1 protein-coding gene is annotated in these 272 nt (G+C 62.1%); it reads left to right on the top strand.

The features are described from left to right. The coding region (locus ADL03_RS48275) for a hypothetical protein (RefSeq protein WP_197288207.1) at positions 1-272 on the top strand (272 nt) is incomplete at both ends.

Here is a 272-nt window from a genome sequence, read left to right as displayed (position 1 = left end):
CTCGTCGGCAAGCTGATCACGTGGGTGCTGGAGGCCGTGTTCACGCTCGGCTTCGGCACGCCCGTGATCGTGGCGCAGGCCGTGACGGCGATCTCGAAGTGGGCCACGCGCATCGGTGAGCTGATCCAGAAGCTCATCAAGACCATCAAGAAGGTCTCGCCGCTGCTGGGCAAGCTGGTCGAGATCTTCACCAAGATCATGAAGGTCGTCGGCAAACTGGTCGGCAAGGTGACCGGCCTGGACGTGATCTCCACCAAGTCCATCAAGCCCGG

Origin of the sequence: Nocardia sp. NRRL S-836, from assembly GCF_001279525.1 — a bacterium.
Lineage (GTDB): Bacteria > Actinomycetota > Actinomycetes > Mycobacteriales > Pseudonocardiaceae > Lentzea.
The sequence above is the reverse complement of the archived record's forward strand: the minus strand, read 5'-3'. Positions and strand labels throughout refer to the sequence as shown.